Annotated in this window: 24 protein-coding genes; 5 read left to right on the top strand and 19 right to left on the bottom strand. The window is 56.5% G+C overall.

The genetic code is table 11. The features are described 5' to 3' along the window. Nucleotides 1-47: 47 nt before the first annotated feature. Nucleotides 48-1,151, bottom strand: a complete 1,104-nt coding sequence (gene asd / locus ACMWKA_RS16765) for an aspartate-semialdehyde dehydrogenase (protein WP_029883894.1) — start codon at nucleotides 1,149-1,151, stop codon at nucleotides 48-50. A gap of 177 nt (nucleotides 1,152-1,328) precedes the next feature. Here asd and yhgN point away from each other — a divergent pair, with 177 nt between their 5' ends. Both yhgN and ACMWKA_RS16755 read left to right on the top strand, forming a co-directional pair. Beyond that, nucleotides 1,329-1,922 carry an NAAT family transporter YhgN gene (yhgN, locus tag ACMWKA_RS16760; RefSeq protein ID WP_003861574.1) on the top strand — a complete coding sequence of 198 codons (594 nt, stop codon included), beginning with the start codon at nucleotides 1,329-1,331 and terminating at the stop codon, nucleotides 1,920-1,922. 396 nt (nucleotides 1,923-2,318) lie between these two features. After that, nucleotides 2,319-2,765, top strand: a complete 447-nt coding sequence (locus ACMWKA_RS16755) for a hypothetical protein (protein WP_029883906.1) — start codon at nucleotides 2,319-2,321, stop codon at nucleotides 2,763-2,765. Between the two features lie 153 nt (nucleotides 2,766-2,918). On the opposite strand, the gene gntU is transcribed toward ACMWKA_RS16755, so the two are convergent. The 5 genes from gntU to ACMWKA_RS16730 form a co-directional block, all read right to left on the bottom strand. Further along, nucleotides 2,919-4,259 (bottom strand): gluconate transporter, encoded by a 1,341-nt coding sequence (gene gntU / locus ACMWKA_RS16750; RefSeq protein WP_014833577.1) that lies wholly within the window; start codon nucleotides 4,257-4,259, stop codon nucleotides 2,919-2,921. Nucleotides 4,260-4,262: 3 nt separating this feature from the next. Beyond that, entirely contained in the window at nucleotides 4,263-4,790 is a 528-nt protein-coding gene (gene gntK, locus ACMWKA_RS16745; protein WP_038420757.1) for a gluconokinase, read from the bottom strand. Between the two features lie 126 nt (nucleotides 4,791-4,916). After that, on the bottom strand, nucleotides 4,917-5,912 hold the full coding sequence (gene gntR, locus ACMWKA_RS16740; protein ID WP_014833579.1) for a gluconate operon transcriptional repressor GntR: 996 nt from the start codon (nucleotides 5,910-5,912) through the stop codon (nucleotides 4,917-4,919). Between the two features lie 101 nt (nucleotides 5,913-6,013). Then, on the bottom strand, nucleotides 6,014-6,709 hold the full coding sequence (locus ACMWKA_RS16735; protein WP_048972508.1) for a pirin family protein: 696 nt from the start codon (nucleotides 6,707-6,709) through the stop codon (nucleotides 6,014-6,016). A 123-nt stretch (nucleotides 6,710-6,832) separates the two neighbouring features. After that, nucleotides 6,833-7,870 carry an oxidoreductase gene (locus ACMWKA_RS16730; RefSeq protein ID WP_023621444.1) on the bottom strand — a complete coding sequence of 346 codons (1,038 nt, stop codon included), beginning with the start codon at nucleotides 7,868-7,870 and terminating at the stop codon, nucleotides 6,833-6,835. Between the two features lie 309 nt (nucleotides 7,871-8,179). On the opposite strand from ACMWKA_RS16730, the gene yhhY reads away from it, so the two are divergent. After that, the gene (gene yhhY, locus ACMWKA_RS16725) at nucleotides 8,180-8,668 is read left to right on the top strand and encodes an N-acetyltransferase (protein ID WP_013099120.1); all 489 of its coding nucleotides are present in this window, start codon (nucleotides 8,180-8,182) and stop codon (nucleotides 8,666-8,668) included. Nucleotides 8,669-8,722: 54 nt separating this feature from the next. On the opposite strand, the gene ggt is transcribed toward yhhY, so the two are convergent. Then, a complete protein-coding gene (gene ggt / locus ACMWKA_RS16720) occupies nucleotides 8,723-10,468 on the bottom strand; it encodes a gamma-glutamyltransferase (protein ID WP_414760435.1) in 1,746 nt (581 codons plus the stop codon). Between the two features lie 122 nt (nucleotides 10,469-10,590). Between ggt and ACMWKA_RS16715 the strand changes: the two genes are divergently transcribed. Continuing rightward, entirely contained in the window at nucleotides 10,591-10,968 is a 378-nt protein-coding gene (locus ACMWKA_RS16715) for a DUF2756 family protein (RefSeq protein WP_013099122.1), read from the top strand. Here the strand turns inward: ACMWKA_RS16715 and ugpQ are convergent. The 10 genes from ugpQ to livK form a co-directional block, all read right to left on the bottom strand. Beyond that, complete coding sequence (ugpQ, locus tag ACMWKA_RS16710) at nucleotides 10,952-11,698, bottom strand: glycerophosphodiester phosphodiesterase (protein ID WP_013099123.1); 747 nt, start codon at nucleotides 11,696-11,698, stop codon at nucleotides 10,952-10,954. The two genes, ACMWKA_RS16715 and ugpQ, sit on opposite strands and share 17 nt — an antisense overlap. Continuing rightward, nucleotides 11,695-12,765, bottom strand: a complete 1,071-nt coding sequence (locus tag ACMWKA_RS16705) for a sn-glycerol-3-phosphate import ATP-binding protein UgpC (RefSeq protein WP_020687753.1) — start codon at nucleotides 12,763-12,765, stop codon at nucleotides 11,695-11,697. The genes ugpQ and ACMWKA_RS16705 overlap by 4 nt, the downstream gene beginning before the upstream one ends. A gap of 1 nt (nucleotide 12,766) precedes the next feature. Beyond that, entirely contained in the window at nucleotides 12,767-13,612 is an 846-nt protein-coding gene (gene ugpE / locus ACMWKA_RS16700; RefSeq protein ID WP_013099125.1) for a sn-glycerol-3-phosphate ABC transporter permease UgpE, read from the bottom strand. After that, nucleotides 13,609-14,496: a sn-glycerol-3-phosphate ABC transporter permease UgpA gene (ugpA, locus tag ACMWKA_RS16695; protein WP_013099126.1), complete on the bottom strand. Its 888-nt coding sequence runs from the start codon at nucleotides 14,494-14,496 to the stop codon at nucleotides 13,609-13,611. The genes ugpE and ugpA overlap by 4 nt, the downstream gene beginning before the upstream one ends. Nucleotides 14,497-14,598: 102 nt before the next feature. After that, nucleotides 14,599-15,915: a sn-glycerol-3-phosphate ABC transporter substrate-binding protein UgpB gene (gene ugpB / locus ACMWKA_RS16690; protein WP_047351941.1), complete on the bottom strand. Its 1,317-nt coding sequence runs from the start codon at nucleotides 15,913-15,915 to the stop codon at nucleotides 14,599-14,601. A 255-nt stretch (nucleotides 15,916-16,170) separates the two neighbouring features. Further along, nucleotides 16,171-16,884: a high-affinity branched-chain amino acid ABC transporter ATP-binding protein LivF gene (gene livF / locus ACMWKA_RS16685; RefSeq protein ID WP_013099128.1), complete on the bottom strand. Its 714-nt coding sequence runs from the start codon at nucleotides 16,882-16,884 to the stop codon at nucleotides 16,171-16,173. Between the two features lies 1 nt (nucleotide 16,885). Further along, nucleotides 16,886-17,653 (bottom strand): high-affinity branched-chain amino acid ABC transporter ATP-binding protein LivG, encoded by a 768-nt coding sequence (gene livG, locus ACMWKA_RS16680; RefSeq protein ID WP_013099129.1) that lies wholly within the window; start codon nucleotides 17,651-17,653, stop codon nucleotides 16,886-16,888. Then, the gene (locus ACMWKA_RS16675) at nucleotides 17,650-18,927 is read right to left on the bottom strand and encodes a high-affinity branched-chain amino acid ABC transporter permease LivM (protein ID WP_414760434.1); all 1,278 of its coding nucleotides are present in this window, start codon (nucleotides 18,925-18,927) and stop codon (nucleotides 17,650-17,652) included. The genes livG and ACMWKA_RS16675 overlap by 4 nt, the downstream gene beginning before the upstream one ends. Further along, nucleotides 18,924-19,850, bottom strand: coding sequence for a high-affinity branched-chain amino acid ABC transporter permease LivH (livH, locus tag ACMWKA_RS16670; protein ID WP_013099131.1), 927 nt, complete (start codon nucleotides 19,848-19,850; stop codon nucleotides 18,924-18,926). The genes ACMWKA_RS16675 and livH overlap by 4 nt, the downstream gene beginning before the upstream one ends. Nucleotides 19,851-19,896: 46 nt before the next feature. Then, nucleotides 19,897-21,006, bottom strand: a complete 1,110-nt coding sequence (gene livK / locus ACMWKA_RS16665) for a high-affinity branched-chain amino acid ABC transporter substrate-binding protein LivK (RefSeq protein ID WP_028028112.1) — start codon at nucleotides 21,004-21,006, stop codon at nucleotides 19,897-19,899. 424 nt (nucleotides 21,007-21,430) lie between these two features. Between livK and panM the strand changes: the two genes are divergently transcribed. Beyond that, nucleotides 21,431-21,820 carry an aspartate 1-decarboxylase autocleavage activator PanM gene (gene panM, locus ACMWKA_RS16660; RefSeq protein WP_013099135.1) on the top strand — a complete coding sequence of 130 codons (390 nt, stop codon included), beginning with the start codon at nucleotides 21,431-21,433 and terminating at the stop codon, nucleotides 21,818-21,820. A gap of 119 nt (nucleotides 21,821-21,939) precedes the next feature. Here panM and livJ read toward each other — a convergent pair whose 3' ends face one another. Continuing rightward, nucleotides 21,940-23,040 carry a branched chain amino acid ABC transporter substrate-binding protein LivJ gene (gene livJ / locus ACMWKA_RS16655; protein WP_014833593.1) on the bottom strand — a complete coding sequence of 367 codons (1,101 nt, stop codon included), beginning with the start codon at nucleotides 23,038-23,040 and terminating at the stop codon, nucleotides 21,940-21,942. 196 nt (nucleotides 23,041-23,236) lie between these two features. Further along, complete coding sequence (locus tag ACMWKA_RS16650) at nucleotides 23,237-24,502, bottom strand: 4-aminobutyrate--2-oxoglutarate transaminase (protein WP_038420762.1); 1,266 nt, start codon at nucleotides 24,500-24,502, stop codon at nucleotides 23,237-23,239. Nucleotides 24,503-24,548 lie beyond the last annotated feature (46 nt).

The following is a 24,548-nucleotide window of genomic DNA, read 5'->3' as shown; positions in this document are numbered from 1 at the left end:
TACGCAAAAAAAGGGGGTGAAAATCACCCCCGGTAGTTAACAAATTATTACGCCAGCTGGCGCAGCATGCGGCGCAGCGGCTCTGCGGCACCCCACAGCAGCTGGTCACCCACGGTGAACGCGGAGAGGTACTCTGGCCCCATGTTCAGCTTACGCAGACGGCCAACCGGCGTGGTCAGCGTGCCGGTAACGGCCGCAGGCGTCAGTTCGCGCATGGTGATATCGCGATCGTTTGGCACCACTTTCGCCCACGGGTTGTGTGCGGCAAGCAGCTCTTCCACGGTTGGAATAGACACATCTTTTTTCAGTTTAATGGTGAAGGCCTGGCTGTGGCAGCGCAGCGCGCCGATACGCACGCACAGACCGTCAACCGGAATGGTGTTCGCGGTAGCGAGGATTTTGTTGGTCTCCGCCTGACCCTTCCACTCTTCACGGGTCTGGCCGTTATCCAGCTGTTTGTCGATCCACGGGATCAGGCCACCGGCCAGCGGTACGCCAAAGTTATCGACCGGCAGTTCGCCGCTGCGGGTCAGCTCGGTGACCTTACGCTCGATATCGAGGATCGCGGACGCCGGATTTGCCAGCTCGGTCGCAACGCTCTGGTGCAGCTGGCCCATCTGGGTCAGCAGTTCACGCATGTGACGCGCACCGCCGCCGGATGCGGCCTGGTAGGTCGCCACGGAGACCCACTCAACCAGGTCCTGCGCGAACAGGCCACCGAGGGACATCAGCATCAGGCTGACGGTGCAGTTACCGCCGACAAAGGTTTTCACGCCGTTGTTCAGGCCGTCGGTGATCACGCCCTGGTTCACCGGGTCGAGGATGATGATGGCATCGTCTTTCATACGCAGCGAAGAGGCCGCGTCAATCCAGTAGCCCTGCCAGCCGCTTTCACGCAGCTTTGGATAGATTTCGTTGGTATAATCGCCGCCCTGGCAGGTCACAATAATGTCGAGTGCCTTCAGCGCTTCCAGATCGTAAGCATCCTGCAACGTCCCTGTGGTACCACCAAAGGACGGTGCAGCCTGGCCGAGCTGGGAAGTGGAGAAGAAGACCGGGCGGATAGCGTCGAAATCGCGCTCTTCAACCATGCGTTGCATGAGTACAGAGCCGACCATACCGCGCCAGCCGATAAAACCAACGTTTTTCATAGCATTTGTTTCCTGCAGAGGGTGTGTGCTGTTTGTGCAAGCCAGTATTGAACTGGGATATGCTTCACATTACAAAATGCTGCCAAAGTCGCAAGCGAAATTAATCGATGATTGCCCGGCAATCAGAAAAAGAGCTAATCATCCTAATAACCATAGAGAAATTCAGGGCTAATTTACATGAGTGAAATCATTTCTGCGGCGGTTTTATTGATCCTGATAATGGATCCACTGGGAAACCTGCCGATTTTCATGTCGGTGCTGAAGCACACCGAACCCAAGCGCCGCCGGGCGATCATGATCCGCGAGCTGCTTATCGCCCTGCTGGTGATGTTTATCTTCCTGTTTGCCGGCGAAAAAATTCTCGCCTTCCTGAATCTGCGTGCCGAAACGGTTTCCATTTCCGGCGGAATTATTCTGTTCCTGATTGCCATTAAGATGATTTTCCCGAGCGCGGAAGGCAGCAGCAGCGGACTGCCTGCGGGTGAAGAGCCGTTTATCGTACCGCTGGCGATCCCGCTGGTCGCCGGGCCGACCATTCTGGCCACATTGATGCTACTGTCGCATCAGTATCCCAACCAGATGAGCCATCTGGTGATTGCTTTGCTGATTGCCTGGGGCGGAACGTTCATCATTCTGCTGCAATCGTCGCTGTTCCTGCGCCTGCTGGGCGAAAAAGGGGTCAATGCGCTGGAACGTTTGATGGGGCTGATTCTGGTGATGATGGCGACGCAGATGTTCCTGGACGGGATACGGGCGTGGATGAAGGGCTAGGTAAAAGCAAAACGGCAATCCTTGATTGCCGTTTTTAGTGTTTGCTCCCTCTCCCCGTGGGAGAGGGCCGGGGTGAGGGCATCAGGCCGCACTCCTCAAAAATAATATTTCGTTTTGCGAGCCGCCTTCCAGAGCCTCACTTGTCACCCCATCCCCAACGCAGTATCTTCTTGCCGCGCCTGCAAAATCAGGCGTCAGGGTTGGTCCTCTGTTATCCTCATCCGTGATAAAATTTCTTTATCGCGTAGTCAGTTACACCTTAATGGTGGGCTGGACGGTGGCGCCGCAAGGCGCGCCGGTAGCTGATGAGGCCGGTAGGACCAACTCCGTTCAGTCCGCCACCAGTGAGGTTGGTCCCTCCTGTGGCGGTCCATTTTACGCATCAGAGGCGGTCTTATGACTACTACCCTTAGCTTTTCTCACTCCTTATTCACCACACCGTTCGATCACACCACCGACTTCACCGAGCAGGCAGACAACTGCGCGCGGTTTGTCGACGTGCTGGTTGAATGTGACGATCCAACCCAGAAGATGGCGCTGTGTGGACGACTTTCCGCCTGCCTCACCCTGCTTCAGCCCACGCTGCTTGAACCTGTACCAGAATATTTAAAAGCCAGCCTGACGGTGGATGACCTGCCGTTGGACGTCCCGGTATTCGAACCGGAAGTTGATCAGTTAGGGCGATATTGCCAGCTGTTAACGCAAATGCTGTTAGCGCATTCGCTGTCAGAAAGCGATGAGAGAGTGGCGGGAGATCTGTTGCAGGAGTTGGTGCGATTTTACAGCGATACGCTAAAAGCGCCGCGCTGGCTGCGCACAACGGAAGGCACAGTGCTGCTGTAAAAAAGCCGGGTGGCGCTTGCGCTTACCCGGCCTACGGGAACTGAGTTTTTTGTAGGTCGGGTAAGGCGAAGCCGCCACCCGACAAAATAAGATCTCTGCGGCCTGATGCCCTCACCCCAACCCTCTCCCACAGGGAGAGGGAGAAAACCGGGGTTAGCTCAGCAGCGTAAACGCAATCATCCCGACAATCGCACCCGTGGTGCCGAGGATCGTTTCCATCAGCGTCCAGGTTTTCAAGGTTTGCGCTTCGGTCGCACCGGTAAATTTACCGAACAGCCAGAAGCCCGCATCGTTCACGTGCGACACCACAATCGAACCACCTGCGATACAGATAGACAGCGCCGCCATCTGCGCACCGGAGTAGTTCAGCTGTTCAATCACCGGCATCACCAGGCCAACAGCCGTTAAACAGGCAACGGTCGCGGAGCCCTGAATGATACGCACCGCCGCCGCCAGCACAAAGCAGGTGACCGCGATGGGCAGTCCCATTCCGGTCAGCGCTTCACCCAGCGCCGGACCGACGCCTGAATCCACCAGCACCTGCTTGAACACGCCACCCGCACCGATCACCAGCAGGATAATGCCCGCTGGCTGCAGCGCAGCACCGCAGATTTCCATCACGCGGTCTTTCGGCATCCCCTGACGCATCGCCAGGCCATAAATCGCCACCAGACACGCCACCAGAATTGCCGTGAACGGGTGACCGATAAATTCGAACCATTCGTACGCGGTAGAGCCCACCGGTACAAAGCGCGCGGCAATGGTTTTCAAACCCACCAGCACCAGCGGCAGCAGGATCAGAGACAGGCTGAAGCCGAAGGACGGCATTTTACCTTCGCCCAGGTGCGGCTCGGTAATATCATCAGGAATATGCAGTTCAACGTAGCGGCTGATGAAATTGCCCCACAGCGGACCGGCGATAATCATTCCCGGGATTGCCGCGCACAGGCCAATCAGGATCATCCAGCCAAAGTCAGCGTGCATCTGGGAAGCCAGCAGCATCGGTGCCGGTCCCGGCAAGAGAAACGCCGCCGCCGCGGCCACGCCCGCAAACAGCGGAATAACCAGCTTCACAAGGTTAGTACCGGTATGGCGTGCCATGGAGAACGCCACGCTAATCAGCAGCACCACGGCCACTTCAAAGAACAACGGCAGCGCGCAGATCAGACCGGCCAGGCCAATTGCATAGTGTGCACGACTGTGACCAAACGATTTCAGCATCTTGACGGCAATCTGGTCGACCGCGCCCGTCTCATGCAGAATCTTGCCAAACATCGCGCCCAGCGCGACCACAATAGCCAGGAAGCCCAGTGTGCCCCCCATCCCTTTTTCCATCGTCGCAGCGATCTTGTCGAGCGGCATGCCGGAAAAGAGACCTGCACCAATAGAAACCACCATCAAAGCAACAAAAGCATGCATACGCGCTTTCATCACTAAAAACAGCAGCAGCAATACCGAACCCACTGCTGTCAAAACTAGCGTTAATGTACTCAAAACTTACTGCCTTTTATTAATGACCTCGATGGTGCTGGCAACAACACCCTCCAGTGACTGATCGATATCAACCACTAAGACGTCTTTTTCATCTTCACCTGGCTCCTGCAGCGCTTCGAACTGTGTGACCAGCATCTGGGTTTTGAAGAAGTGGCCTTTGCGCGCCTTGAGACGGCTTTCGATGACGTCGAAATCGCCTTTCAGGTAGATGAAAGAGAGGTTCGGGTTGCCGTCACGCAGCAGATCGCGGTAGGTTTTTTTCAGCGCAGAGCAGACGATCAGGGAAACTTTATTGGTGCGCTGCATGGCAAACGCGGCATCGTTCAGCGCCTGTAACCACGGTTTACGGTCGTCGTCGTTCAGCGGCTCGCCGGAGGCCATCTTCATGATGTTGCTGCGCGGATGGAGGAAGTCGCCATCAAGAAACGCCGCATTAAGTTGATGCGCCACTTCGCTTGCCACGGCAGATTTACCGCTACCGGAAACGCCCATCAGGACGTAAACGTGGTGATCATGATTAGTCGTGCTCAAAGGGTGTCCCTCAGTCAATTGTTACGGGTAACAGTTATCGGTAACATTGTCCTGCCGGGGCAAAAGAGAAGCAATATCCAAACGTGCGCGATGTGAATAAGTGTGAGCTACTTCAAATTTGTCGGATTAAATAGATCCACCCGGTGACAAGGTGAAACCTAAATCTAACATTTTTGGCGTAACCGCTTCACCGCGAATGCGCGCCAGCAGGCGTTCTGCGCCAATGCGACCCATGCGTTCACGCGGTGTCAGGACGCTCGCCAGACGCGGCTCCATCACCTGGCCGATGTCATGGCCGTGGAAACCGGCTATCGCCATATCATCGGGGATCTTCAGCCCCAGACGCTGGCATTCGAACGCTGCACCGACCGCAAGGTCATCGTTGGTACAGAAAATACCGTCCAGTTGTGGATACTCGCGCCGTGCCTGCCGCATCAGCTCAATACCCGACGTATAGGAAGAGGACTGCTCCACCATCACGCTGTACGGGGTTAAATTTGCGTCAAGCATCGCCTGCTCGTATCCCTTCTGTTTGATGATAGTACGTTCATCAAGACGCGCACCCAGGTAGGCGATATGACGATGACCACGCGCGATGATCGCCGCCGTCATCTGCCGCGCCGCTTCGAAGTTGTCAAAACCCACGGCAATATCAAGGCACGGCGACTGGCTGTCCATCAGTTCCACCACCGGGATCCCGGCCACTTCGATCATCTTCAGCGTACGGGGGGTGTGAGTACGTTCAGTTAAAATCAGGCCATCGATGTTCCAGGAAAGCATCGATTCAAGACGTTCTTCTTCCAGTTCCGGTTTGTAGCCGTAGTGTGCCAGCATGGTCTGGTAACCAAACGCATCCGTGACGCTTTCAATACCGCGCAACACTTCGGCAAAGACCTGGTTAGTTAAAGAAGGCAGGAGGACGCCCACCGCACGACTGGTGGCATTAGAAAGAATATCGGGTGCGCGGTTAGGGATATAACCCAGTTCATCGAGAGCAGCGGCAATCTTGCCACGCAACGCTACGGAAACCTGTTCCGGGTTACGTAAAAAACGGCTGACCGTCATTTTGGTCACACCAACACGATCGGCGACATCCTGAAGTACGGGGCGTTTCTTTTTCATCGTCCTGAGAAATCTTGAAGAGAGAGATTTGCTCAGTTTATCACGGACAAAGCCCATCCTTCCCCTGTCAAAGGGAAGGATGGGCATTTATTTATGATTTATTACACCGGTGGCAGATCAAACAGCAGAATTTCACTTTCGCTGTCGGCATGCACGGAGAGCGCTTGCTCATCCCAGATGGCCAGACCATCCGCCGTTGTCGCTTTGGTGCCGTTGATGGACACTTCACCTTTCACCACCTGGATCCAGACGCGGCGGTTCGCGGCGATCTGGTGTACAGACTGTTCGTCTTTCGCCAGCGCCCAGCGGTACAGTTCCATATCCTGATGCACTTTCAGCGAACCTTCACGCGCATCCGGGGAGAGCACCAGCTGTTTGCCCTGTTTGGCGTCGAAGCGGCGCTGCTCGTAGCGCGGCTTGATGCCGGTTTCTTCTGGAATGATCCAGATTTGATACAGGTGCAGTTTTTCCGTTTTGCTCGGGTTGTACTCCGAGTGACGAACACCGGTACCCGCACTCATGATCTGGAACTCGCCCGCCGGAACCTGCTCTTTGTTGCCCATGCTGTCCTGGTGCTCAACCGCCCCTTCAAGCACATAGGTCAGGATTTCCATGTCTTTATGCGGGTGGGTACCGAAGCCCTGGCCTGCATCAATCACGTCATCGTTAATCACGCGCAGTGCGGAGAAGCCCATGAAGTTCGGGTCGTAGTAGTCGGCAAACGAGAATGAATGCCATGAGTCCAGCCAGCCATGATTCGCGTGACCACGTTCGTTTGCTTTGCGTAAGTAGATCATTGTTTTCACCCTCAGTTCGTTTCGATGGAGTAAGTGTGGACGCAAACCGCCTGGGATCATAGAGGGTGAAAATTGACTCCTCTGTTCAAAAATTATGAACAAGTGCAGAGGAGCCATTTTTGCTTATTTCGCAAGGGTTACCGTGGCAGGAGAAGCCTGTTCGAAGGCCCGTTCGAGGATTTCGAGGTTGGTCAGAACGTCAGATTCCTTGACGTAATTCGCCACGCCGCGGGTCAGGGTTGCATGCAGCGCGTCGTAGACGCGACCATAGTCGCCGGTTTCAGGCGTCAGCTCTTCTCTGACCGTCACACCTTCTGCGTTCACATACTCCAGTACGCCAACCGAATCATCCGCCGCAAAGCCCGGTTCACCCGGCATGATATTGGCCTTCAGGCTGGTCTCCTGCTGATCGATACCGTACTTGATAAACGAACCTTTCGTGCCGTGAACGATAAATTTCGGGTAGTCGATTTTCACCAGATGGCTGGTTTTAACGATGGCTTTCAGGTCGCCGTAGAACAGCTGCGCTTCAAAAGTATCGTCCGGGTTGGCTTTATTACGCAGGCTGCGAATGTCATACGCCACGTGGTCCGGGCGGCCAAACAGGGAGATGATTTGGTCCATGGTATGGACGCCAAGACCGTAGAAGGAACCGTCCTGCGGCAGGCCGGGCTTGGTCTCCGCCACCGGGCGGTAATAGTCAAAATGGCTTTCCATTTCGACGATGTCGCCAAGCTTGCCGCTCTCAATCGCCTTTTTCGCCGTCAGGAAGCAGCTGTCGAAGCGACGGTTCTGATACGGCGTGACGGTCAGCCCTTTGCTTTTCGCCAGTGCGAAGAGCGTTTTCGCTTCAGCGATGGTCGGGGTGAAGGGTTTTTCTACCAGCACGTTTTTACCCGCCTCGAGCGCGCGTTTCGCATAGTCGAAATGGCTGTCGGCATGGGTACAGACGATGACCAGTTTAACCTGCGGGTCGCCCAGGACTTCATTGAGATCGCTGGTGAAATGAATATGGGAATACTGCGGAGACTGCTCTTCCGGCTTCGCGCTGCGGCGGTAGATATGCGCCACATGCCAGCTGTCTTTACGGTTGAGAACATACGGAAGGTGATAGCGGGTCGTACTTTTACCAAATCCAATAAATGCGCAATGTAAGGTCATAGCTCAGTCCTTTTGGAAGGTTACTGGGTTTTACCATAGCGCATGTTTTGCCCTCACCCCAGCCCTCTCCCACGGGGAGAGGGCGAAAAAGGACAAAAAAAAGCCAGCTAAAAGCTGGCTAAAGTAATACTGGAAGCAATGTGAGCAATGTCGTGCTTTCAGGTTCCCGTAGTGGTCTTCCTGAATGCAGAGCAATAATAATCATTCTCATTCGCACTTGTCCAATACTTTTTGCAAAAAATAGCGGTTGACTCAAATTTCAAAGTCACTGATGTTGGAAAGGATGTTTAACTGACTGAGGAATAAGGAATGAGTGAGATAGTGATACGCCATGCGGAACCGAAAGATTATGACGCCATTCGTCAGATCCACGCCCAGCCGGAGGTGTACCACAACACGCTACAGGTTCCTCATCCCTCTGAGCAGATGTGGCAAGAGCGGCTATCCGACCAGCCGGGCATTAAACAGCTGGTCGCATGTATCGACGGCACCGTTGCCGGACACCTGTGCATCGCCGTTGCGCAACGCCCGCGCCGCAGCCATGTGGCTGATTTTGGGATCTGTGTAGGCGCGCAGTGGCAAAACCGGGGCGTTGCCAGCGCACTGATGCGCACCATGATTGATATGTGCGATAACTGGCTGCGCGTTGACCGCATTGAGCTGACGGTGTTTGTCGATAACGAGCCGGCGATTGCGGTGTACAAAAAACACGGATTTGAGATTGAAGGCACAGGCAAGCGTTATGCCCTGCGCAACGGCGAGTATGTGGATGCGTATTATATGGCGCGAATGAAGTAGTTAGTTGCCCTCACCCTAACCCTCTCCCACCGGGAGAGGGAATTAGACAACAGATTAATACCCCGCCGTTAAATCATCCACCGACCGCGGGTCTGACGCGCCAAACAGCGCCCCGTCCGGCCCCACCATAATGCTCTGGGTGCTGCCCATCGCCTCTTTCACCGCTACCTTCTGTCCGCGCTGCTCCAGCAGTTTGAGGGTGTCCGGGCTAAAGCCCTTCTCGACGCGCAGTTCATCCGGCAGCCACTGGTGATGGAAGCGTGGGGCGTTGGTCGCCTCCGCCACGTTCATACCAAAGTCGATACTGTTCACCACCATCTGCAGCACGGTGGTGATAATTCGGCTGCCGCCCGGGCTGCCGGTTACCAGCCAGGTTTTGCCGTCTTTCACCACAATGGTTGGTGACATCGACGACAGCGGACGTTTCTTCGGCCCCACCGCGTTGGCATCCCCACCGACCAGCCCGTAGACGTTCGGTACGCCCGGTTTGGCAGAGAAGTCATCCATCTCGTTGTTCAGCAGAATGCCGCTGTTACCCGCCACAATACCGGTTCCAAAGGTGGTATTGAGCGTATAGGTAACCGCCACCGCGTTACCGTCTTTATCCACCACCGAGAAGTGGGTGGTCTGGTTACTTTCATACGGTGCCAGCTTGCCGGGGCGGATCTCGCTCGACGGCTTAGCCTTATTGATGTCGATCTGATCGGCAATGGATTTGGCATACGCTTTGTTGGTCAGCGCCTGCCACGGCACCTTCACAAAGTCCGGGTCGCCAAGGTATTCCGAGCGGTCGGCATAGGCGCGTTTTTCCGCCTCGGCCATCACCTGGATGGCATCGGCACTGCCGAAGCCAAACTTGTGCATATCGAAGTTTTCCAGAATATTGAGGATCTGCACGATGTGGATCCCGCCGGAGGACGGCGGCGGCATGGAGAAGACCTCATAGCCACGGTAGGTGCCGCTAATTGGCTCGCGCTCCATTGCCTTATACTCCGCCAGATCCGCTTTGGTGATGAGCCCGCCGTTCTTTTGCATCTCTTCGGCAATCTGGTCGGCAATCGCCCCTTTGTAGAAGGCGTCCGGGCCATGCTCCGCAATCAGCTCCAGGCTTTTGGCAAGGTTCTTCTGCACCAGCTTATCGCCCTTCTTCAGCGGCTCTCCGTCTTTCCAGAAGATCGCCTTGCTGTTTACATGGTTCGGAATGACTTCGCTGCCGTAGGTTTTAAGGTCATCGGCCAGGGCGTCATTCACTACAAAGCCGTCGCGTGCCAGCTTAATGGCAGGCTGGACCACTTTGTTCAGCGGCATCGTGCCGTATTTTTCCAGCGCCAGCGAGAAGCCTGCGACGGTGCCAGGCGTACCGGACGCAAGGTGCGAGGTCAGCGATTTTTTACTGTCCGGATTGCCCTGATCGTCAAGGAACATATCGCGGGAGGCCTGAGCAGGCGCCATTTCGCGGAAGTCGATAGCCGTCGTCTTCCCGTCTTTGGTGCGCAGCATCATAAAGCCGCCGCCGCCGAGATTCCCCGCCTGCGGGTGTGTTACCGCCAGCGCATAGCCGACCGCCACCGCGGCATCCACCGCATTACCGCCCTGTTTGAGAATATCGACGCCCACTTTCGTTGCCAGCGCATCCACCGAGGCCACCATCCCGTGCGTGGCCCGCACGGGATGAAACACATCTTCCTCCACGCCATAAGAGACCGGAGGAGCCGCAGGCGGGTTAGCCGCCACGCTAAATGTACCGCCTGCCATCAGCGCAGCGATGGCGACCCAGCGCAAAAGGGTTGGTTTCATCATTATTGTTCTCCAGGTGAAGGGAGCCATATTCCCCGCTTAAGCCTGGTTCACAACTCCTAAAAAATCATCGTCATGGTGAATTCGGGGTAAACTTAAGAGAAACCTCAAAGAAGGAGAAGATCATGAAACGCTTCCTGATCCTTACGGCGTTGCTCCCGTTTGCCGCACTTGCACAGCCACTCAATACGATGAATAACCCTAACCAGCCGGGCTATGTCATTCCGAGCCAGCAGCGTATGCAGACGGAGATGATGAGTCAGCAGCAACAGCAAAAAGGGATGCTGAACCAGCAGTTGAACACGCAGACCCGAATGCAGCAGCAGAGCCTGCAAAATCAGATGAACACTAACACCCAGCGCGTGCAGCAGGGGCAGATGCGCGAGCAACCGCTGCCGAATAAAAACGGCGGGATGCTGGGAGGGATGAGTTCGTCAGGCAGCGGACAGCAGCATATGCTGCCGTCGCAGTCTAATGGCAGTATGCTTAATCCGCAGAACTAAAGTCCGGGCCGATCAGGTCAATCGCATCGGTACAGATGCTGTCCACACCCCAGCGCAGCAGCTCAGCCGCACGCTGGGGTTTGTTGACGGTATACACCAGAATATGCAGCCCTGCCGCTTTCAGCATCTTAACCCTCGCCTCATCCAGCAGCTTATGATTGAGATGGATCGACACGCACGCTAAGCGGGTGGTCAGCTCACGCCAGTCCTCGCGCCACTCGTCCAGCAGCAGCCCGCGCGGCAGCTCCGGCACCGCAGCCTGTGCCGCTTCAAGGGCATCAATTTCAAATGACGACAGCAGCGGTGGCGTCATGCCTTCCCACAGCTCGCGTGCGGCCAGCGCAATCACGTTGCCCGTGAGCGGCCCGGTACCGGTCGTCGGTTTGATTTCGATGTTGGCCATCATCCCGTGTTGACGACAACGGTCGGCCACTTCCGCCAGCAGCGGCAACGGTTCGCCTTTGTACTCGCCGCTGAACCAGCTTCCGGCATCCACCTTCAGCAGATCGCGCCACGGCAGTTCCCCCGCCACGCCCCAGCCGTTGCTGGTGCGTTCGAGATTGTCATCATGCAGCAGGAAAATTTCGCCGTCTTTCGACAGCTTGGCATCGAACTCAATCATCGTGTGGCCGTAGCGTGCGCCAACATCAATTGCCGCCAGGGTATTTTCCGGCGCCAGTTTACCGCCGCCACGGTGGGCGACGATGTGGGGATAAGGCCAGTTGCTCATACTCGTTGTCCTGTTTCACCGTCAAATAAGTGCAGGTGATTTTCCGGCAGGTGCAGCCACAGCGTGCTGCCTGCTTTCGGGCGTTCCTGATGCGGCAGACGCACCACCATTTTTTGCTCGCCCCAGCGTCCGTGCGCCAGGTTATCTGCACCCAACATCTCCAGCGTGTCCATCACCAGCGGCACGCCGCCGTCCGCCTGAGAGGTTAAACCAATATGCTCCGGGCGAATACCGAGCGTCATCTTACGCCCGGCGTAGCCACGATAGTACCAGTTGATGGGCAATGCCATCCCGCTTTCCAGCTCAAAGTGGGTGCCCGCGCTGCTGATCCGCCCTTCCAGCAGGTTCATTGCCGGGCTGCCGATAAAGCTCGCCACAAAACGGCTGGCCGGTTTTTCGTACACCTCCACCGGCGTGCCAATCTGTTCGGCAACGCCTTTGTTCATCACCATCACCCGTTGGGCAAGGGTCATGGCTTCGACCTGATCGTGCGTCACGTACAGGGAGGTGGTTTTAAGACGGCGATGCAGTTGCTGCAGCTCCAGACGCATCTGCACGCGCAGCTTGGCGTCGAGGTTAGAGAGCGGTTCATCGAACAGGAACACCGCCGGATCGCGCACGATGGCACGCCCCATCGCCACGCGCTGGCGCTGGCCGCCGGAGAGCTCGCGCGGACGGCGCTTAAGCAGGCCATCCAGCTCCAGAATGCGCGCCGCCTCTTTCACCCGCTCCTCGATATGCCCCTTGCCCATGCCGCGGATTTTCAGCCCCCAGGCCATATTCTCTTCCACGCTCATGTGCGGATAGAGGGCGTAGTTCTGGAACACCATCGCGATGCCGCGGTCTTTGGGCTCCATCTCGGTCACGCGCTGGCGGTCAATCCAGATATCGCCGGAGGAGACGCGCTCAAGCCCGGCCACCATGCGCAGCAGCGTGGATTTGCCGCAACCGGACGGGCCGACCATCACGATGAACTCCCCGTCCGCCACGTCGAGGGTGAGCGGCTGAATCACCTGGGTTTTGCCATCCCAGCTTTTGGTCACTGCCTGAAGTTTTAAACCTGCCATCTTATTTCTCACTGTCCACTAAACCACGCACAAACGCACGCTGCATGGCTAAAACGATAACGACCGGGGGGATAAGGGTGAGCAGCATCGCCGCCATCACCTGGTTCCAGAGGGTGGTGCCTTCGCCGGTGGCGATCATGCCCTTGATGCCCGCCACGGCGGTGCCGAGGTTGACGTCCTGAATAATCAGCAGCGGCCACAGGTACTGGTTCCAGCCGTAGATAAAGGTGATCACAAACAGCGCCGCGAGGTTGGTTTTCGACAGCGGCAGCACGATGTCGCGGAAAAAGCGCATCGGTGATGCGCCGTCAATGCGCGCGGCTTCAATCAGCTCGTCCGGCAGCGTCATAAAGAACTGGCGGAACAGGAAGGTGGCAGTCGCAGACGCCATCAGCGGGAGGGTTAAGCCCGCGTAGCTGTCGAGCATCTTCAGGTTCGCGATCACCTCCACCGTCGGGAAGATACGCACCTCCACCGGCAGCATCAGGGTGATAAAAATCATCCAGAAGAAGAGGTTACGCAGCGGAAAGCGGAACCAGACGATGGCGAAGGCCGAAAGCATCGACACCGTGATTTTGCCGACAGTGATGCCAAACGCCATGATGAAGCTGTTGAGCATCATCAGCCAGAACGGCGCGCTGTTGGCCCCCACGCCCTGGGTCCAGATGGTTTTCATGTTCTCAAAAAGATGCGTGCCTGGGATCAGCGTCATCGGCGTGTCGAACACCGCTTTGGTGTCCAGCGTGGCGGCGACAAACGCCACGTACAGCGGAAAGAGGATGACGATAATCCCCAGAATCAGCATGGTATGGCTGAAAATCGTCAGCCCGCGACGGTTCTCAATCATTGGTAGCGCACCTTACTTTCGACATAGCGGAACTGCACCACCGTGAGGATGATGACAAGGAACATCAGCACGACGGACTGCGCGGCGGAGGCCGAGAGATCCAGCCCGGCAAACCCTTCGCGGTAGATTTTATAAATCAGCGTCGTCGTGGCCTGCACCGGGCCACCGGCGGTGGCCGCGTCGATGACCGGGAAGGTGTCGAAAAAGGCATACACCAGGTTCACCACCAGCAGGAAGAAACTCACCGGGGCAATCAGCGGCAGCGACAGCCTGAAGAAGCGGCGGATCGGGCCTGCGCCGTCAATGGCGGCGGCTTCCACCAGCGAACGCGGAATGGACTGTAGCGCGGCAAAGAAGAACAGGAAGTTGTAGCTGATCTGCTTCCACACCGAGGCGAACACCACCAGGAACATCGCCTGGCCGCTATTCTGGGCGTGGTTCCAGTCGTATCCGAATTCCGCCAGAAAATGGGTAATTAACCCGCGTCCGGGGTTAAACAGGAAGATCCACAGCACGGCGGCGACCGCTGGTGCCACGGCGTAGGGCAGCAGCATCAGGGTCTGATACAGACGGCTGCCACGCACCACATAATCCACCAGCGCGGCGAAGAACAGCGAGGCAACAAGGCCGCTCACGGTGACCAGCGCGCTGAATTTGATCGTCGTCCAGAAAGAATCCAGGTAGTAGCTGTCGTGGAACAGCGCGGTGAAGTTGTCCAGGCCAACAAACTGGCTGGAAAGCCCAAACGGATCAACGCTTTGCACCGAGTACCAGAGCGCTTCGCCCGCAGGCCAGATAAAGAAGATAACGGTGATGACCAGCTGAGGCGCGACCAGCAGATACGGCAGCCAGCGGGAACGAAACACCGGACGGGATGATGACATTGAGATTTGGTTCCTGAACAGTGCCGGGTGGCGGCTACGCCTTACCCGGCCTACATATGGCACGTCGTAGGCCCGGTAAGCGCAGCGCCACCGGGCATTTTTTTACGATTTGGTGGACTGCTCAAAGCGGCGCAGCAGCTGATTTCCGCGCTCTACCGCTGAATCCAGCGCCTGCTGTGGCGTTTTCTTGCCGGTCCAGACGCTTTCCAGCTCTTCGTCGACAATGGTGCGGATCTGCGGCATGTTGCCCAGACGCAGGCCTTTGGTGAACGGCAACGGCGGCTTGTTCAGCATCTGACGCGTCGCGATATCCGCACCCGGATTCTTGCTGTAGAAGCCCTGCTCGCGGGTCAGGTCATAGGCAGCTTTGGTGATCGGCAGGTAGCCGGTTTTCTGGTGCCATTCGGCCGCGTTTTCAGGTTTCGCCAGGAAGTCGAGGAACTCGGCCACTCCTTTGTAGGTGCCGGCGTCTTTACCCTGCATCACCCACAGGCTTGCTCCGCCGATGATGGCGTTCTGTGGCGCGCCTTTCACGTCTGCGTCGTACGGCATCATGCCCACGCCATAGTTGAATTTGGCGTAGTGACGAATATCCGCCAGCGAGCCGGACGAGGCGGTGGTAATGGCGCAGTCACCGTTGTAGAACTTCTCGGTGGATTCGTCTTTACGTCCGAAGTAGCTGAAATCACCCATCTTGTTCAACTCTTCCAGCAGCGCGATGTGCTTCACCTGCTCTGGCTTGTTGAACTCCAGTACCGCGTCGGTGCCATCGAAACCGTTGTTTTTGGTGGCTACCGGCAAGCCGTGCCAGGCACTGAAGTTTTCAATCTGGATCCAGCCCTGCCAGCCGCTGGCGTAGCCGCACTTCATCCCCGCCGCTTTCAGCTTCGCGGTGTACTCCGCCAGATCCTGCCAGGTTTTTGGCGGCTGCTCCGGGTCTAAACCGGCTTTCTTAAAGGCGTCTTTGTTGTAGTACAGCACCGGCGTCGAGCTGTTAAACGGCTGAGACAGCAGATGGCCGGTTTTAGAATCGGTGTAGTAACCCGCTACGGTCGGCACAAACTGGGATTCGTCGAAGTTGATCCCCGCCTCTTTGAACACTTCGTAGACCGGTTTGATGGCTTTGGAGGCCATCATGGTCGCGGTGCCTACTTCGTATACCTGCAAAATGGCAGGCGCATTACCGGTACGGAAGGCGGCAATGCCCGCGCTCAGGCTCTGCTCGTAGTTACCTTTGTACACCGGCACAATTTTGTAATCCGGATGGGAGTCGTTGAAACGCTGCGCCAGGGAGTCAACCTCTTTACCCAACTCCCCTTCCATGGAATGCCAGAACGGAATGGTCGTCACAGCCATTGCGTTCGTCGCAAAAGCCAGACCCAGTGCCAGACCCAAAGCTGTGTGTCGTAACGATGTCATTGTCATCTCTCTTATTGTGCCGGATGCGCGATATCACGCGTTTTATGCTCGCGAGGTAACATGACATGCTCGAATGACAGAAAAATAACTGTTTGTTTACAGATAAGTGACAACAAAAGGTCAGCGGGATGATGGTTGTGTGAAGGGGTTTGGGGTGTGGTTGGGTGCGGTATGGTGCCCTCACCCCGGCCCTCTCCCACGGGGAGAGGGAGAAAACACTAAAAATGGCAACGTGCGTTGCCATTTTGCTTTTACCTATCCGCCTAAATACGCACTCCGCACCGCTTCATTGGCCAGCAGCGCATCGCCGGTATCCTCAAGCACCACGTGGCCGTTCTCCAGCACGTAACCGCGATCGGCGAGCTTCAGCGCCTGGTTGGCGTTCTGCTCGACGAGGAAGATGGTCATCCCCTCTTTACGCAGCTGTTCAATGGTGTCGAAGATCTGCTGAATGATAATTGGCGCAAGACCCAGCGACGGTTCATCCAGCAGCAGCAGGCGCGGCTGGCTCATCAGGGCGCGGCCGATCGCCAGCATCTGCTGCTCACCGCCGGACATGGTCCCCGCACGCTGAATACGACGCTCCCACAGGCGCGGGAAGAGTTCGTACACCCACTTGATACGGGACTGATACTGGTCGCGGTCAGCGAAGAAGCCGCCCATCGCCAGGTTCTCTTCCACCGTCATGCGCGAGAAGACGCGACGCCCTTCAGGGACTATCGCCACCGCTTCACGCATGATTCTGGCGGTCTGCCAGTCGGTGATGTCTTTGCCATCAAACACAATCCGCCCGCTGGTGGCGCGCGGGTCGCCGCACAGGGTACCAAGCAGCGTGGTTTTGCCCGCGCCGTTAGCCCCAATCAGGGTGACGATTTCGCCCTGATTGATATGCAGGCTGACGTCGTGCAGCGCCTGGATCTTGCCGTAGTGGGCACTTACCTTGTCAAACGTTAACATCGCTTTTTCCATCTTATGCCTCACCCAGGTATGCGCGGATCACGTCCGGGTTGTTGCGGATTTCATCCGGCGTGCCGTTTGCCAGCGGCGTTCCCTGGTTCACCACGTAGATACGGTCAGAGATTCCCATTACCAGCTTCATATCGTGCTCAATCAGCAGGATAGTGGTGTCGTGATGATCGCGAAGCTCAGCAATCAGCTCGTCCAGCTCTTTGGTCTCTTTCGGGTTCAGACCCGCAGCGGGTTCATCGAGCATCAGGATTTCCGGCTGCGTTACCATGCAGCGCACAATCTCAAGGCGACGCTGGTCACCGTACGCAAGGTTACTTGCCTGGCGGTTGGCATGCGGCAGCAGACCGATACGGTCAAGCCATGTTGCCGCACGATCCAGCGCTTCGCTCTGCGCACGGCGGAAGGCTGGCGTCTTCAGCAGGCCGGAGAACAGACCGGTTTTCAGCTGCTGATGCTGTGCCACCAGCAGGTTCTCAATCACCGTCATCTCGCGGAACAGACGCACGTGCTGGAAAGTACGCACTACGCCCATGCGGGCAATCTGCTGGCCCGGCAGCCCTTCCAGATGCTGGTCGCGCAGCATAATGGTGCCGCCCGTCGGCTTGTAGAAACCGGTCAGGCAGTTAAAGACCGTGGTTTTTCCCGCACCGTTCGGGCCAATCAGGGAGACGATCTCTTTCTTGTGCAGATCCAGATTCACATTGTTGACCGCCAGCAGGCCGCCAAAACGCATCATCAGACCGTTAACGGATAATAATGGCTGACTCATGCCTGCTCTCCTTTTGCTTGCCCGTTCTTCAGCTTCAGCTGTGGACGGGTCATCGGCAGCAGACCCTGCGGACGCCAGATCATCATCAGCACCATCAAACCACCCAGCATCAGCATGCTGTATTCGTTAAAGTCACGCATCAGCTCGCGTGAAACCACCAGCAGAATGGCGGCGAGGATAACGGCAAACTGCGAACCCATACCGCCGAGCACCACAATCGCCAGCACAAAGGCGGATTCGGCAAAGGTGAATGATTCCGGGCTGACAAAGCCCTGACGCGCGGCAAACAGCGTGCCGGCAAAACCGGCAAACGCGGCGCTGATGGTGAACGCAGTCAGCTTAATGCGGGTCGGGTTGAGGCCCAGGGAGCGGCAGGCGATTTCATCTTCACGCAGCGCTTCCCATGCGCGGCCCAGCGGCATACGTAGCAGGCGGTTAATCACGAACAGCGTGATGACTACCAGCAGCAGCGCCACCATGTAGAGCCAGATGACGCGGTCGGACGGATCATACTTCACGCCAAAGAAGTTGCTGAAGGTATCCCAGCCGCCTTCACGGGCGGTACGGCTGAACTCCAGACTAAAGAAGGTTGGTTTCGGGATCTGGCTGATGCCGTTCGGGCCGCCAGTCACCTCGGTATTGTTGAGCAGCAGGATACGGACGATTTCGCCGAAGCCTAAGGTCACAATCGCCAGGTAGTCACCGCGCAGGCGCAGCACCGGGAAGCCAAGCAGGAAACCTGCCGCGGCAGAAACCAGCCCCGCCAGCGGCAGGCACGTCCAGAAGCCGAGACCGTAATAGTGGTTCAGTAGCGCAAAGGTGTACGCGCCAATGGCGTAGAAACCGCCGTAGCCCAGTACCAGCAGGCCAGAGAGCCCCACTACCACGTTCAGGCCCAGACCCAGAATAACGTAGATCATGGTCAGGGTGGCGATATCTACCGTGCCGCGCGAGACCACGAACGGCCACGCCACCGCAGCCACCAGCAGCGCCACGAGGAACAGCTTCTGCTTAACGGTGGAGCCGTCGATAGCCGGCAGGACAAACTTCGGTCCTGAGACGCCTTTCAGCGTTTTCTGGAACAGCGGACGCAGCAGCTGGAACAGGAACACCACGGCGGTGCCGATAAAGACCCACTGCCAGCGAATGTCTGCGGCGGTGTCCACCACAAGCTTTGTGCCGTTCAGCTCTAACTGAACGCCCATAAAGACGCCCGCCAGCACGAAGAACATGGCGGCAGAGAGCAGCGCCATTGCAAAATGCATCGGTTTCATACTTTCTCTACCTCCGGACGACCCAGAATACCGGTAGGCATCACCAGCAGAACCAGAATCAGCAGGGCAAACGACACCACGTCTTTATACTCGGTACTCAGATACGCTGAGGAGAGCGCTTCTGCCACGCCCAGAATCAGGCCGCCAATCATCGCGCCTGGAATACTGCCGATACCGCCCAGTACCGCCGCGGTAAAGGCTTTCATCCCGGCCATAAAACCGATGTACGGGTTAATTACGCCGTAGAACTGGCCGAGCAGGACGCCTGCGACGGCCGCCATCGCCGCGCCGATCACAAAAGTGAGCGCAATCACGCGGTCAGTGTTGATCCCGAGCAGGCTCGCCATCTTCAAATCTTCCGCGCAGGCGCGGCAGGCGCGTCCCATGCGGGAGTAGCGGATGAAGAGCGTCAGAGCGAGCATCGCAATAAAGGTCACCACCCAGATCACCAGTTGCATGGTGGTGATAGAGGCAGAGAAGTTTTCGCTGGCGCCGACAATCCACTGGCCGTTGAACAGGCTTGGCAGCGCCACATCGCGCGAGCCTTCGGTCAGGCTGACGTAGTTTTGCAGGAAGATAGACATCCCAATCGCGGAGATCAGGGCAATCAGGCGCTTGGAGCTGCGTACCGGCCGGTAGGCCACTCGCTCGATGCTCCAGCCGTAGGCGCTGGCAATCACAATCGCGCCGACAAACCCGGCGGCGACCAGCAGCCAGCTGCTGTCGATACCCATCATCATCAGGGCGGCGATAATCATAAAGGAGACGTAGCTACCGATCATGTACACCTCGCCGTGGGCGAAGTTGATCATGCCGATAATGCCGTACACCATCGTATAGCCGATGGCAATCAGCGCGTAGGTGCTTCCCAGCGTGACGCCGTTAAACATCTGCTGCAGGAAATAGAGAAACTGCTCGGACATATGCAAACCTTTTTATACCCGCCCGGCGGTCCGGGCGGCGGGATAATTATTTGGCGGCCGAAGACGAACCGTCGGCGTGCCACTTAAAGACACCAAATTCAAATCCCTTCAGATCGCCTTTCTCATCCCAGTTCAGCGGCCCAATCACGGTGTTCGCCCCGTGTGCTTTTAAATCTTTCACCAGATCCAGCGGTTCTTTGCTGCCAGTACGGTCCAGCGCGGTGGCCAGTGACTGCACGGCGGCGTAGGTGATCCAGACGTATGGACCACTTGGATCTTTCTTCTGCGCCTTGAGCGCATCCACGATAGCCTTGTTCGCCGGATCCTGGTCATAGCGTTTTGGCATTGTCACCAGCATGCCTTCAGCGGCATCCCCGGCGATGTTAGACAGGGAGGCGTTACCCACGCCTTCTGGACCCATGAACTGGGTTTTCAGACCGACAGAGCGCGCCTGGCGCAGCATCTGGCCCATTTCCGGGTAATAACCACCGTAGTAAACGAAGTCGATATTCTCTTTTTGCAGACGGGCGATCAGCGCAGAGAAATCTTTCTCACCCGCGGTAATCCCGTCGAAGAAGACAATATTTGCGCCGCCTTTTTTCAGCCCGTCCTGAACGGAACGCGCCAGGCCTTCGCCGTACTGCTGTTTGTCATGAATAATGGCAATGCGCTGCGGTTTAACCGTCTCGAGGATGTATTTCGCCGCGGTTGGCCCCTGGGAGGAGTCCAGACCGGCGGTACGCATAATGTGCTGGTAGCCGCGCTGGGTCAGCTCCGGGTTGGTGGCACCGGGGGTAATCATCAGAATACCTTCGTCTTCGTAGATATCAGACGCAGGCTGAGTGGACGATGAGCACAGATGGCCGATCACATACTGGATGCCATCGTTCACGATTTTGTTCGCCACCGCGACGGCCTGTTTTGGATCGCAGGCGTCGTCGTATTCCACGCCCACCAGCTTGTCGCCTTTGATGCCACCTTTGGCGTTGATGTCTTTAATTGCCTGACGTGCGCCGTTGAACTCCATGTCACCCCACTGGGCAACAGGGCCGGACATGGCACCGACCACCGCAACTTTAATCTCTTCCGCCATGGCTGCATGCGAGAGAGACAATGCAACCATGCCCGCGATTAACGTCTTCGCGTTCCTTTTCATCTCTGAATCCCCATTCGTGATGTCGTGTATATATTTTGTTTTATTATGGTTAAAAAGCATTCTGTACTTTTAATGCACAACGCTATTTTTACCAGTGCCTTTAATGGTTTAGCGCAGGTTTTTATCAAAAACCAGACTAAAATCTCTATTTTTCAGTCGATTAAGCAAAGATAATATTCTGAAATCAGGCAGAGATAAACAAATAAAAGTGCAGTTTGCAGCATAAAATAACGGTACAAAGCGCCGAATAAATCACTGCCATTCAGGTTAAAATTCTGCTTATTTTTCGATCCATGTGTTTTCAGACTGCACTTCGCCCTGGCAAAAAACTAATCACCTGGTAACGGGGAATAAAAAGAGGAAGCCGCTGAGCGAATAAATTGAGTACACTGCCTCTACTCAATTTGATTTGGACAAGCAGCTAATGAAACTGACTATCGTTCGTCTGGTGACCTTTAGCGACCAGGATCATATCGACCTGGGCAAGATCTGGCCGGAATATTCCCCTTCGTCGCTGAGCGTTGACGAAACCCACCGTATTTATGCCGCGCGCTTCAACGAGCGTCTGCTGGCTGCTGTGCGCGTGACGCTGAGCGGCACGGAAGGGGCGCTGGACTCTCTGCGCGTGCGCGACGTCACCCGTCGTCGCGGCGTAGGACAGTACCTGATCGAAGAAGTGATCCGTGAAAACCCGAGCATTACCTCCTGGTGGATGGCCGACGTAGGCGTGGAGGACCGTAGCGTGATGGCGGCGTTTATGCAGGCGTTAGGGTTTACGGCGCAGAAAAATGGGTGGGAGAAGCGTTTGGGGTGAATTGTGCGGCCTGATGCCCTCACCCTAACCCTCTCCCACAGGGAGAGGGCATTGCCCGGTTTTCTCCCTCTCCCTGTGGGAGAGGGCCGGGGTGAGGGGGGTATCAACCCGCACCAGCATTATTTTGCGTCAGTAGCAGTACCGTTGGCATGCCAGTCAAACACGCCGAACTCGAAGCCCTTCAGATCGCCCTTCTCATCCCAGGAGAGCGGCCCCATCACGGTATCAACAGAGTTCGCTTTCAGCCAGGTGGCAATCTCAGCCGGATCGGCTGACTGGTTCAGACCCGCCTGCAGAGACTGCAGTGCTGCGTAGGTTGTCCAGACGAACGCGCCGCTTGGATCCTGTTTCTTCGCCTTAATGGCATCTACAATCGGTTTGTTCGCAGGGACCTGGTCGTAGTTCTTCGGCTTGGTCACTAGCAGGCCTTCCGCAGACTCACCGGCAATGTTAGACAGGGAAACGTTCGCCACCCCTTCCGGCCCCATGAACTGGGTTTTCAGACCCGCTGCACGAGCCTGACGCAGGATCTGCCCCATTTCCGGGTGGTAGCCACCGTAGTAAACGAAGTCGATATTCTCTTTCTTCAGACGCGCCACCAGGGTAGAGAAGTCTTTCTCACCGGCGGTGATACCATCAAAGAACACGACGTCAGCATTCGCTTTCTTCAGGTTGTCCTGCACGGAGCGCGCCAGACCTTCACCGTACTGCTGTTTGTCATGAACGATCGCGATACGCTTCGGCTTCACTTTTTCGACAATGTATTTGGCGGCCGTTGGGCCCTGATCGGAGTCCAGACCGGTGGTGCGCAGGATCAGCTTATAGCCGCGCGACGTCAGCTCCGGTGCCGTTGCCGCCGGGGTGATCATCAGGATGCCTTCGTCTTCGTAGATATCAGACGCAGGCTGGGTGGAAGAGGAGCACAGGTGACCGATAACGTATTTGATGCCGTCGTTCACCACTTTGTTCGCCACGGCAACCGCTTGTTTCGGGTCACAGGCATCATCATATTTTACGATCTGCAGTTTTTCGCCTTTGATACCGCCCTTCGCATTAATGTCGGCAACCGCCTGCTCTGCGCCCGTAAATTCCTGGTCGCCATACTGTGCTACCGGACCGGACATCGCGCCCACCACGGCCACTTTAATATCGGCCTGCGCCATGGTGCTGAATGCCAACGCGATACATCCTGCCAGTAACGCTTTACCCTTCATGTTCATCCTGAGATTCCCCATTATTATGGTTATTACGATTGTTGTGATGTTGTTGTGTAGCGCTTTATTTCAGTTATAGGTATACCAGTCGCGCTTTTTCAGCATACTCTGCTAAAACATACCCCATTTTTATGATATTGGAATAGCAAATTTGAAATGAATATATGATAAGCCCGGCAGGAATTTCACCGGGCTTCTGGCTTTAACGAGTCAGCGACGCAGAAATAATGTCCAGCGCTTTACGGAACTGCACTTCAGGGATTGTGAGCGGATAGAGGAAACGGATGACGTTACCGTACACGCCGCAACTCAGAAGCAGAAGGCCTTCCTGCAGGGCTCGCTCCTGAACCTGACGGGTGAATTCCGGTGACGGCAGCCCGGATTGCGGATCGTTAAACTCCACCGCCACCATTGAGCCTTGTGCGCGGATATCCGCGATATACGGACAGTGTTCCTTCGCTTTGTTCAGTACTTCCACCAGATGATGGCCCAGGTGTGCTGAGCGCGTACAAAGATCGTCTTCATCAATCACGTCCAGCACGGCATGTGCGGCGGCGATCGCCAGTGGGTTACCGGCATAGGTACCGCCCAGTCCGCCAGGCGCAGGCGCGTCCATCACCTCGGCGCGGCCCGACACCGCCGAGAGCGGCATGCCACCCGCCAGGCTTTTCGCCATGGTGATCAGATCCGGCTTCACGCAGTGGTGTTCCATCGAGAACAGTTTTCCGGTACGCGCAAAACCGCTTTGCACCTCGTCGGCGATCAGCAAAATACCGTGGGTATCGCACAGGGCGCGCAAGGCCTGCATAAAATCCGCCGGTGCAATGTTGAAACCGCCCTCACCCTGAACCGGTTCAAGAATAATGGCCGCGACCTGGTCCGGGGCAATGTCCGCTTTGAAGATACGCTCCAGGCTTTTTAATGCCTCCGCCGTACTGACACCGTGCAGTTCATTGGGGTATTGGGCGTGATATACCGAGCCAGGAAACGGCCCGAAACCCAGCTTGTAAGGGGCAACTTTACCCGTCAGCGCCATGGTCATCGAGGTGCGTCCATGAAAAGCACCGCCAAAGGCGATCAGGCCAGGGCGTCTGGTGTATGCGCGGGCAATTTTTACCGCGTTTTCGACGGCTTCTGCCCCCGTTGAGAAGAAGGCGGTTTTGGCCGGGCCGTCAATCGGCACACGCGCGTTGATTCGCTCGGCAAGCGACACATAGCCTTCGTATGGCACAATCTGGTACGCCGTGTGGGTGAAGGCATGAAGTTGTTTTTCAATGGCGGAAATGATTTTTGGATGGCGATGCCCGGTGTTCAGCACCGCTATTCCGGCGGCGAAGTCGATATACTCGTTGCCCTCGACGTCCCACACCGTGGCGTTTTCAGCTTTATCGGCATAGAAGTTACACATCACGCCGATGCCGCGCGGCGTCGCCTGTAAACGCCGGTCGTTCAGTTCGTTATTTTTCACCCTGTCCCCCTGAGAAAGTCGCCTGCTTAGCGCATCAGTAAGTGTT

It is taken from the genome of Enterobacter sp. 03-F-07-AD-ECC (assembly GCF_047530935.1).
GTDB lineage: Bacteria > Pseudomonadota > Gammaproteobacteria > Enterobacterales > Enterobacteriaceae > Enterobacter > Enterobacter cloacae.
This window is presented reverse-complemented; position numbering and strand designations above follow the sequence as displayed.

Coding starts and splice junctions, on each gene's coding strand:
- gntR (WP_014833579.1), bottom strand. CDS start 5,912: ATGAAAAAGAAACGCCCCGTACTTCAGGATGTCGCCGATCGTGTTGGT.
- ugpE (WP_013099125.1), bottom strand. CDS start 13,612: ATGATTGAGAACCGTCGCGGGCTGACGATTTTCAGCCATACCATGCTG.
- yhgN (WP_003861574.1), top strand. CDS start 1,329: ATGAGTGAAATCATTTCTGCGGCGGTTTTATTGATCCTGATAATGGAT.
- livF (WP_013099128.1), bottom strand. CDS start 16,884: ATGGAAAAAGCGATGTTAACGTTTGACAAGGTAAGTGCCCACTACGGC.
- panM (WP_013099135.1), top strand. CDS start 21,431: ATGAAACTGACTATCGTTCGTCTGGTGACCTTTAGCGACCAGGATCAT.
- ugpB (WP_047351941.1), bottom strand. CDS start 15,915: ATGACATCGTTACGACACACAGCTTTGGGTCTGGCACTGGGTCTGGCT.
- ACMWKA_RS16735 (WP_048972508.1), bottom strand. CDS start 6,709: ATGATCTACTTACGCAAAGCAAACGAACGTGGTCACGCGAATCATGGC.
- yhhY (WP_013099120.1), top strand. CDS start 8,180: ATGAGTGAGATAGTGATACGCCATGCGGAACCGAAAGATTATGACGCC.
- ugpA (WP_013099126.1), bottom strand. CDS start 14,496: ATGTCATCATCCCGTCCGGTGTTTCGTTCCCGCTGGCTGCCGTATCTG.
- livG (WP_013099129.1), bottom strand. CDS start 17,653: ATGAGTCAGCCATTATTATCCGTTAACGGTCTGATGATGCGTTTTGGC.
- ACMWKA_RS16755 (WP_029883906.1), top strand. CDS start 2,319: ATGACTACTACCCTTAGCTTTTCTCACTCCTTATTCACCACACCGTTC.
- livK (WP_028028112.1), bottom strand. CDS start 21,006: ATGAAAAGGAACGCGAAGACGTTAATCGCGGGCATGGTTGCATTGTCT.
- ACMWKA_RS16705 (WP_020687753.1), bottom strand. CDS start 12,765: ATGGCAGGTTTAAAACTTCAGGCAGTGACCAAAAGCTGGGATGGCAAA.
- livH (WP_013099131.1), bottom strand. CDS start 19,850: ATGTCCGAGCAGTTTCTCTATTTCCTGCAGCAGATGTTTAACGGCGTC.
- livJ (WP_014833593.1), bottom strand. CDS start 23,040: ATGAACATGAAGGGTAAAGCGTTACTGGCAGGATGTATCGCGTTGGCA.
- ACMWKA_RS16715 (WP_013099122.1), top strand. CDS start 10,591: ATGAAACGCTTCCTGATCCTTACGGCGTTGCTCCCGTTTGCCGCACTT.
- ggt (WP_414760435.1), bottom strand. CDS start 10,468: ATGATGAAACCAACCCTTTTGCGCTGGGTCGCCATCGCTGCGCTGATG.
- ACMWKA_RS16730 (WP_023621444.1), bottom strand. CDS start 7,870: ATGACCTTACATTGCGCATTTATTGGATTTGGTAAAAGTACGACCCGC.
- ugpQ (WP_013099123.1), bottom strand. CDS start 11,698: ATGAGCAACTGGCCTTATCCCCACATCGTCGCCCACCGTGGCGGCGGT.
- ACMWKA_RS16675 (WP_414760434.1), bottom strand. CDS start 18,927: ATGAAACCGATGCATTTTGCAATGGCGCTGCTCTCTGCCGCCATGTTC.
- asd (WP_029883894.1), bottom strand. CDS start 1,151: ATGAAAAACGTTGGTTTTATCGGCTGGCGCGGTATGGTCGGCTCTGTA.